7 protein-coding genes and 1 riboswitch are annotated in these 8,980 nt (G+C 68.1%); of the genes, 2 read left to right on the top strand and 5 right to left on the bottom strand.

What is annotated here, in order from left to right; translation table 11 throughout:
- Positions 1 to 4 precede the first annotated feature (4 nt).
- The 5 genes from HLH29_RS17820 to HLH29_RS17800 are packed head-to-tail and all read right to left on the bottom strand — an operon-like array spanning position 5 to position 6,443.
- On the bottom strand, positions 5 to 634 hold the full coding sequence (locus HLH29_RS17820) for a precorrin-8X methylmutase (protein WP_182968726.1): 630 nt from the start codon (positions 632 to 634) through the stop codon (positions 5 to 7).
- The gene (gene cobG, locus HLH29_RS17815) at positions 618 to 1,784 is read right to left on the bottom strand and encodes a precorrin-3B synthase (RefSeq protein WP_182968725.1); all 1,167 of its coding nucleotides are present in this window, start codon (positions 1,782 to 1,784) and stop codon (positions 618 to 620) included. The genes HLH29_RS17820 and cobG overlap by 17 nt, the downstream gene beginning before the upstream one ends.
- Positions 1,781 to 5,017 (bottom strand): cobaltochelatase subunit CobN, encoded by a 3,237-nt coding sequence (cobN, locus tag HLH29_RS17810; RefSeq protein WP_182968724.1) that lies wholly within the window; start codon positions 5,015 to 5,017, stop codon positions 1,781 to 1,783. Before cobN ends, cobG begins: the two co-directional genes overlap by 4 nt.
- A 6-nt stretch (positions 5,018 to 5,023) precedes the next feature.
- Entirely contained in the window at positions 5,024 to 6,085 is a 1,062-nt protein-coding gene (cobW, locus tag HLH29_RS17805) for a cobalamin biosynthesis protein CobW (protein ID WP_182968723.1), read from the bottom strand.
- Position 6,086: 1 nt separating this feature from the next.
- Entirely contained in the window at positions 6,087 to 6,443 is a 357-nt protein-coding gene (locus tag HLH29_RS17800; protein ID WP_182968722.1) for a DUF1636 family protein, read from the bottom strand.
- A gap of 98 nt (positions 6,444 to 6,541) precedes the next feature.
- Positions 6,542 to 6,766: riboswitch (cobalamin riboswitch) on the bottom strand.
- A 36-nt stretch (positions 6,767 to 6,802) separates the two neighbouring features.
- Between HLH29_RS17800 and cobO the strand changes: the two genes are divergently transcribed.
- The gene (gene cobO, locus HLH29_RS17795; protein WP_182968721.1) at positions 6,803 to 7,441 is read left to right on the top strand and encodes a cob(I)yrinic acid a,c-diamide adenosyltransferase; all 639 of its coding nucleotides are present in this window, start codon (positions 6,803 to 6,805) and stop codon (positions 7,439 to 7,441) included.
- Positions 7,442 to 7,463: 22 nt separating this feature from the next.
- A complete protein-coding gene (locus HLH29_RS17790) occupies positions 7,464 to 8,897 on the top strand; it encodes a cobyric acid synthase (RefSeq protein WP_220791580.1) in 1,434 nt (477 codons plus the stop codon).
- Positions 8,898 to 8,980 lie beyond the last annotated feature (83 nt).

Raw genomic sequence — 8,980 nt, 5'->3', positions numbered from 1 at the left:
GATGCTATTCGGTCCGGCTGGCCAGGGCGTTGACCGCCGCGACCGTCATTGCCGAGCCGCCCAGGCGCCCCCGGACGGTCAGTGCGGGGGCGGGGGGCGCTTCCATTAATGCGTCTTTCGATTCCGCGGCACCGACGAAGCCGACCGGGCAGCCAATGATCGCCGCCGGCCGGGGGCAGGTGGCGTCTTCCAGCATGTTGAGCAGGTGGAACAGGGCGGTGGGCGCGTTGCCGATGGCCACGACCGCACCGGACAGGTAGGGGCGCCACAGTTCAAGCGCCGTGGCCGACCGGGTATTGCCGGTCTCGCGCGCCAGATCGGCCACGCCGGGGTCGTTCAGCGTGCAGACCACGTCATTGCCGGCGGGCAGGCGCGTGCGGGTAATGCCTTCGCTGACCATGCGCGCGTCGCACAGGATCGGTGCCCCTGCCTCCAGCGCCGCGCGTGCCGCGATCGCCATGCCGGGGGAGAAGGCGATATGCCGCTCCAGACCGACCATGCCGGCCGCATGGATCATCCGTACGGCGACGATCTCTTCTTCCGGAGTGAAACGGGCCAGATCGGCTTCCGCCCGGATAATGGCGAAGGACCGGCGATAGATGGCCGCACCATCGGTTTCATACAGGTAAGGCATCAGGGTTTTCCATCAGCGTTCCGGGGGCGGCCAGCAACTGTTCGACCGTGAGAGGATGGTGGACGGCAGAGGCGGCGTTGCCGTCCCTGACAAGATCAAAGCCATGGGCTTGTGCGACGAGGGTCAGCGATGCCGGCTCGGGATGCGCGCATCCTTTCGCGCAACCTGATACGTGCAGCATCTTGCCGGCGGGAACATACGGGGCGAGGGCGTGCGCCAGCGCCCGTGTGGGTTGCTGGGCCTGGGTACAGCCGGGCAGGCCGGTGCAGGCGATGACCCGCAGCAGGGGATCGTCGGGGCGCGTGATGATATCGTCTATGTCCGGTGCGCCCGTCCGGCCTTCGAGCAGTAGCATGCGCCATGGCGTGACGCGCAGGGGGGCGGTATCGGCGAGGGCGGACAGGGTACGCGTCTGCATCTGCCCGAAGGCGAAGCCGATCATGAACCCGGCGGCCGATTGGCCGGGGGCGGAAGGCGACATGCCGATCGTTGGCGCGGCCTCGATTGCGGTGAAGGCGGCGGACAGCGTCGCGCCGCCGGCCAGATGCGCCGCCATGCGCCCGCGACCGCCGCTGGCGATGAACCAGTGTGCGAGACTCAGTGCGGTGTAGATTGCGGTATCCGGCGTGACCCGTGCGCCTCCGGCGGCGCCATCGGCCCGGCAGAGCAGGGCGCCCGTGGTGTCGCGTTCGATCCGGATGTCGGCAGATATTTCCCGCAGGACTGGGGGCACGCCGGTATCGATGGCAAAGCCGAATTTGCCGGGCAGGTCGATCGTTCGGTCGTCCCGCAGGGCGGTGGCCAGTCGTTCGGCCAGTTCCGCGGTGCCGTCACCGCTCTGCCAGAAGGGGGTCACGACGATATTGCGCCTGGCCTCCGCTTCGGGCGTTGGGTCGATGAGACCCAGCGTTGTGAGACCCGCGAGAAGCGGGACATGGGTTGGGTCGGTGACGCCGCGAATCTGGATGTTGGCCCGTGCGGACAGGTCGATCAGCCCGTTGCCGTATCGTGCGGCCAGACGCGCGATGCCGGCTGCCTGCGGCTGGGTCAGCCGCCCGGCGGGGGGACGGATACGGACCAGCAGCCCGTCGCCGGATGGCATCGGGCGCAGGGCTCCGGGGCACCAGCCCTTGACCAGCGGTGCGCTCATGGCGCCTCTCGCAGGCTGGTGGCGATGGCATTGCGGCGGGTCGTCCACAGGCCGGCGTCGGCGAGGGCGCGGAAACGATCGTGCAGGGCGGCGAGGGCAGCGGGGTTCTCGCGGGCCATGAACGCCACCAGATCATCGCGGCCCAGCGTGGCGTCGTAATAGATGTCGAACAGATGGGCCGGTAGGTCGCGGGTCAGATGCGCGAAGGCGGCGAGAGTGTCGAGCGTGGCGGTGATTTCCGCGGCGCCGCGAAAGCCGTGGCGCATCATGCCGCTGGCCCAGTCCCGATTGCCGGCGCGGGCACGGACCACACGGGCGATTTCCTCGCGCAGGATGCGGGCGCGGGGGGCCTCGGGCCGGGTGGCGTCGATGTGATAGAGCGTGGGTGCCGGGGCGCCGATATGGGCGATGGCGGCGGCGGGGCCGGCCTCGTGGGCCGCGTAATCGGGCGACAAAAGCAGGTCGGTTTCGGGAAGGTCCTGCACATGCGCGATGCTGTCGGTCGTGCGGAGTCGGGTTTCCAGCGCATGGCGATCCCGCCTGATGTCACCGCCCGCGCCGATCGTCCATTCCGAGGCGCTGAGCCACGCTTCACCTGCGGCGTCTCGGCCCTGTCGGCTGTACTCTTCCAGCGTCGCGCCCATGCCGATCCCGTAATGGCCGGGGCGGGGGCCGAAGACCCGTGGGCCACGGACACTATAGGGGTTTTCCTCCGGCGGTTCCTCCCGTTCGGCCAGAGCTGAGGCGGCGGCCTCGAACATCTGCGCCATGCCGGGAAAGACGTCGCGGAACAGGCCAGACACCCGCAGCGTCACGTCGATGCGCGGGCGGCCAAGCAAAGCCGGCGGCAGGATTTCGAAACCGCATATGCGCTCCGATCCCGCATCCCATTGCGGCGCCAGCCCGGCCAGATGCAGGGCCATGGCGAATTCCTCGCCGGCGGTGCGCATGGTGGCCGATCCCCACAGATCGACGATCAGGCCGTGCGGCCAGTCGCCGTGATCCTGCAGATGGCGGCGCAGCAGTTCTTCGGCCAGGCGCACGCCCTGTCCATGCGCGACCCGGCTGGGCACGGCGCGCGGGTCGACGGCGTAGAGATTGCGGCCGGTCGGCAGCACGTCGGCCCGGCCGCGCAAGGGGGAACCCGCCGGGCCGGGCGGGACGTGGCGGCCGGATAGCGCCGTCAGCAGGCCCTCACGCTCGCCCGCGCCCTGACCGTAGATATGCAGGCCGTCGCCGAACTGGCTTTCCTTGATGTCGCAGACAAAGCGGTCGATCCGCACGATGGCCCCGGCGGCCCCCGCGTCCTGCGGAATGCCCAGATCCTGTTCGACACCGGCGGCCCGCGCCTCGGCGCGGATCGCTTCGATCAGGCGGTCGCGCCGGGCGGGATCGAGGCCTTCGGCGGTGGAATATTCGTCGAGCAGCCGTTCCAGCCGTAGCATGCCCTCCGGCACCGCGCTGCCGCGCTGCGGCGGCGGCAGATGCCCCAGCGTGACCGCGCCGATGCGGCGCTTGGCCTGCGCGGCCTCGCCCGGATCGTTGACGATGAACGGATAGATGAGCGGCAAGTCGCCCAGCAACGCATCGGGCCAGCAGGTGGCGGACAGGGCGACCGCGTTGCCGGGCAGCCATTCCAGCGTGCCGTGCGCGCCGACATGCACCAGCCCATGAAACTGCTGCGCCCTGAGCCACAGATAGAAGGCGACATAGGCGTGGCGTGGGGTGCGGGAGAGGTCATGATACTCTCCATCGCGCAGATGCGCCTCGCCGCGCTCCGGCTGCAGGGCGATCAGCATTGCTCCCCGGTGGATGGCAGGAAAATGGAAGGCGCCGTTGCGTACCGATGGATCGGCCGCCGGATCGCCCCATGCCTCGTGCAGTGCCTGCCGCAATGTGGGTGCCAATCCCGCAAGCGCGGTGCGATAGGCGTCCAGCTTCCAGCTTTGCCGAGTCTGCAACGCCTCGGTCAGCGGCCGATCGTCCGCCGAAACGGTATAGCCTGCGTGCCTGAGGTCGGCCAGGATCGCTTCGGTCGAGGCCAGCGCATCCAGCCCGACGGCGTGCGCCATCTGGTCGGGACGGCCGGGATAGGTCGACAGGACGATCGCCAGTTTCCGCTCGGGCGCCGGGGTGGCACCCAGACGATGCCATGCCGCCACGCGGTCCGTCACGGCGGCGATGCGATCGGCAGCGGCCCGGTGCATCAGCCGTGAAAACTGCAACTGGGGATCGCGCTTGTCGGCCGATTTGAAGCTGACGACGCCCGCGAATACGCGCCCGTCCACTTCGGGCAGGACGACATGCATGGCGAGGTCGGCGGGCGAAAGGCCCCGTTCGGATTTCGCCCAGTCGCTCTGTCGCGCCGTGGAAAGGGAGACCTGAAACACGGGACAGGAATTGGCATCGAGCGGCGATGTGCCGTCCTCCCCCCGCGCGGAGAAGGCGGTGGCATTGATTACGACGGCTGCGTCGCTATCGCGCAGGGCCTCTCGAACCCAGCGTGCCGGCCCCGGAGCCTTGAGCGAGGGGGCGAATAGCCCCACGGCCCGGAAGCCGCGTTCGCGCATGGCGCGGATCAGGGCGTCGATCGGGCCGGTGTCCGCCGCCGTCAGATACGCGCGGTAGAAGGCGATGACGGCCAGCGGCGCGCTGCCCTGCGGTGCCGAACTGCCTGTGCCGGTGTCCGGATCGTACCAGCCGCATTCGGGAATGGTCTTCAACCCGATGACCGGCGCCACATCCAGGCCGGACGCCAGAGCCAGTTGGGCCAGTGCCGCCCGCGCCGCCACCGCGCCACCGCTGTCGCACAGGGCCGCAAGACGCTGCAATGTGGAGTCCGGCACGGTGGAAAGGGTGCCGAGCCGTGGATCCTCGCGCCCGTCGGCCGGCAGCACGGCCAGCGCGATGCCTTTCCGGCGCGCCAGATGCTCCACCTGCGTCAGCCCGTAGGCCCAGTAGCCGACCCCGCCGATCAGCCGGATCAGGATGCCCCTGGCCTGGGCGAGCGCGGCCTCGACATAGGTATCGATCGACAGCGGATGCCGCAATGCCGCCAGATTGGCCAGTCGCAGGCTGGGCAGCGTGCCCCCGGCCGCGTGCCACCCGGCCGCGAACGCGCCGAGGTCGCTGTCGGAGAAGGACAGCACCACCAGGTCGGCTGGGCTCTGGCCGAGATCGACCGGCGTCTCCGTCTCTTCCAGACCGTGGCTTTCGCGGAAGACCACGTGCATGGCGGTTTATCCCTGCCGCGCCGCCTGGCCCGCCAGCACGGCATGGATCGCCCCGGCATCGACATGGTCGTGCTCGGCAATGACCACCAGCCGGGTCTGGCGCGCCTGCGTGCCCCAGGGGCGGTCGTACTGGGCCCGCACGCGCTCGCCCACTGCTTGCAGCAACATCCGCATGGGCTTGCCGCTGATGGCGACATAGCCCTTCACGCGCAGGATATGCTGCTCACGGGCGAGGGTGCGGACGGCCTCGGCCAGCGCTTCGGGCTCGGCGATTTCCGGCAGGTCGATGACGACACTGTCGAAATCCTCGTGTTCATGGTCATCGTGACCGTCGTGGTGCGACGGGCGGGCGCCGAGGTCGTCTTCCGCCGCGGCCCCCACGCCAAGGATGACCTGCGGGTCGATCAGGCCGTCGCGCATAGGCAGGATCGGCAGCGGGCGGGGCGCGATCCCGGCGATCGCCGCGCGCGCACGGTCGAGGCAGGCCTCGTCCACCAGGTCGGCCTTGGACAGCAGCACGATGTCGGCGCAAGAGAGCTGGTCCTCGAATACTTCGGCCAGCGGCGTATCGTGATCCAGGCTGTCATCCGCCAGGCGCTGCGCGTCCACGGCTACCGGATCGGGGGCGAAGCGGCCCTCGGCCACCGCTTCGGCGTCGGCCAGGGCAATGACGCCGTCCACCGTGATGCGTGACCGGATGCTCGGCCAGTCGAAGGCCTTGAGCAGCGGTTTGGGCAGCGCCAGACCGGATGTTTCGATGAGGATGTGGTCAGGCCGCTGCGGCAGGGCCATCAGTCGTTCGACGGCGGGGATGAAATCGTCGGCCACGGTGCAGCAGATGCAGCCATTGGCCAGTTCGAGGATGTTCTCCGCCGGGCAGTTCTCGTCGGCGCAGGATTTGAGGATGTCGCCATCCACGCCCAGCGTGCCGAATTCATTGACCAGCACCGCCAGACGCCGCCCCTGCGGGTTGGTCATCAGGTGGCGGATGAGCGTCGTCTTGCCGGCACCGAGGAAACCGGTGACGATTGTAACGGGAATTTTCGCAAGGTCGGTCCGGGCGGTCATGTCAGCGCTCCTGCGGCGGGATGCGGGCAAGGCTCTGCTTGCGGAAAATCTGCGGGCGCTCGCGCCAGGGTACCAGGCCATCGGGGGTGGTGGCATAGGCGGTAGCGCCGGCTAGGATCTCGGCCGCATCGCCTTCGCCGAGGCGGCCATAGACATAGCTCCAGCAGCCGGGCGCGCTCAGCGCCACCGCGCAGCCATTGCTGCAGGCGGACAGGCATTCCACTGATGCGATGGTGAGGCCTTCGGGGAGGGATGCCGTTGCCAGCGCGCTGTAGAGGCGGGCGCCCGGCACGGGCTGCCCCTCCACGGTCGGTTCACCGGCGCGGCAGGTCGTACAGACGAAGAGTGTCGCGTTCATGTCCCAGCCCTGTTCCGCAACTGGGGTGCCCGCGGCCAAGCCCCGGCCGCGATCGGGCAACGGGGAACGTCCAGCCGGTTGCAGCACACCCCGGCTGCCCGTTGTATCGATTGCTGGCAGGTCTCCCGGCTCGCGGATTCAGGGTTTCCCCAGCGATCGCCCACCTTCCCGACGATGCGTCAGTGGCATTGGGCGATCTTTCCGGTAACGGTCGCGGGGGCGGCTGTGCCTGGGTCGGCCCTTGCGGGCAGGCCCTGTCACATTCCCTCTTAGCCTCTCGATAGATACCTCTATAGAGCGGAACCAACAGACTGGCTGTTGCGACAATGCGCCCCTCATGTCAAGCGATGGAGCCCATCATGACCCTTGTGACCGATCAGGACGGGAACAGCCTGGACGACGCGGGCCGCTATGCCGAGAAAATGGCCAGGAAAAAGGCCGCGCGCGACAGGATCATGGCTTCGAAGCAGGGGGGCAAGGGGCTGGTGATCGTCCATACCGGGGCGGGGAAGGGGAAATCTTCGTCCGGTTTCGGCATGATCCTGCGGTGCATCGCCCATGACATGCCCTGCGCTGTCGTGCAGTTCATCAAGGGGGCGTGGGATACCGGGGAACGCCGCCTGATCGAGACCAATTTTGCCGATCTGTGCCAGTTTTACGCGATGGGCGAGGGCTTTACCTGGGAGACCCAGGACAAGGCGCGCGACATCGCCGCCGCGCGCAAGGGATGGGAAAAGGCGAAAGAGCTGATCCGCGATCCCGCGATCCGCATGGTGCTGCTGGACGAGATCAATATTGCGCTGCGCTACGATTATCTCGATATCGAGGAGGTGCTGGCTTTCCTGCAGGCGGAAAAACCGCCGCTGACCCATGTCGTGTTGACCGGGCGCAACGCGAAGCCGGAACTGATCGAATATGCCGACCTGGTGACGGAAATGACGCTGGTGAAACATCCGTTCCGCGCCGGGATCAAGGCGCAGGCTGGTGTCGAATTCTAGGAGCCGGACCGTGCGTGCGTTGATGATCCAGGGCACCGGCTCGAATGTCGGCAAATCGCTGCTGGTGGCGGGCCTGTGCCGGGCCGCGCTGCGGCGCGGGCTGTCGGTGGTGCCGTTCAAGCCGCAGAACATGTCGAACAATGCGGCGGTGACGGAGGATGGCGGAGAGATCGGGCGGGCGCAGGCGCTCCAGGCATTGGCCTGCCGCCGCGCGGCCCATACTGATATGAACCCCGTTCTGCTGAAGCCGGAATCCGACATCGGCGCGCAGGTGATCGTGCAGGGACGGCGCGTCGCCACGGCGCGGGCGCGCGATTATGCCCGGCTCAAGCCCCGGCTTCTGGCACCGGTGCTGGAGAGTTTCGCGCGGTTGCGGCAGGGCGCCGATATCGTTATCGTCGAAGGTGCGGGCAGCCCGGCCGAGGTGAATCTGCGGGCCGGCGATATCGCCAATATGGGTTTCGCACGGGCGGCGGATGTGCCCGTCATCCTCGTGGGAGATATCGATCGGGGCGGGGTGATCGCCCAGATCGTGGGTACGCAGGCCGTGCTGGATGCTTCCGACGCCGCCCAGATCGCGGGGTTCCTGATCAATCGATTTCGCGGCGATCCTTCCCTGTTCGATGATGGCTATGCGCTGATCGGGCAACGCACCGGTTGGCGCGGCTATGGCGTGGTGCCCTTTTTCGCCGATGCCGCCCTGCTGCCGGCGGAGGATGCGCTTGACCTGCGCCGGACCGGTGAGGACGGCCCCTTGCGGGTGTCGGTACCGGTCCTGTCGCGTATCGCCAATTTCGACGATCTCGATCCGTTGGCGCAGGAACCGGGGGTGACGCTCCGCATGATCGGCCCGGGGCAAGCCGTTCCCGGCGATACCGACCTGGTCATTCTGCCGGGAACCAAATCCACTATTGCGGATCTCGCTTGGGTGCGAGGCCAGGGGTGGGATATCGATATCCGGGCTCATGTGCGGCGCGGCGGCCATGTGCTGGGCATCTGCGGCGGCTATCAGATGCTGGGTCGAACAATCCGCGACCCGCTGGGGCTGGAGGGCACGGCGGGCGACGTGCCCGGCCTTGGTCTGCTGGACCTTGTCACGACGATGCGGCCGGACAAGCATCTCTCGGGCGTGGAGGCGGTCCATGCGTCCAGCGGCGTGCCGATGACGGGCTATGAAATCCATATCGGGGAAACGACGGGCGAGGCTCGTTCCCGCCCGTTTGCCCATGTCGCGGGTGCGCCGGAAGGGGCCATGTCCACGGACGGGCGGGTCATGGGCAGCTATCTGCACGGCATGTTCGCTGATGATGCGTTTCGTGGGGCATTCCTGCGCCAGCTCGGCGCCGCGCCCTCGACGCTGGCCTATGGCGAGGGGGTGGAAGCGGTCCTTGACGCACTGGCCGAGCATCTTGAAGCCCATTGCGATGTCGCCGGGCTGCTGGCGGTGGCGCGATAGAAAACTCAGCGTATCTCCCATGGGTGGGTATGGTTCTCCTGCCAGCCGACGCGGTGCAGCAAGGGCATGTCATCATCGCATTC

The organism is Gluconacetobacter tumulicola, assembly GCF_014174215.1.
Taxonomy (GTDB): Bacteria; Pseudomonadota; Alphaproteobacteria; order Acetobacterales; family Acetobacteraceae; genus Gluconacetobacter; species Gluconacetobacter tumulicola.
The sequence above is the reverse complement of the archived record's forward strand: the minus strand, read 5'-3'. Positions and strand labels throughout refer to the sequence as shown.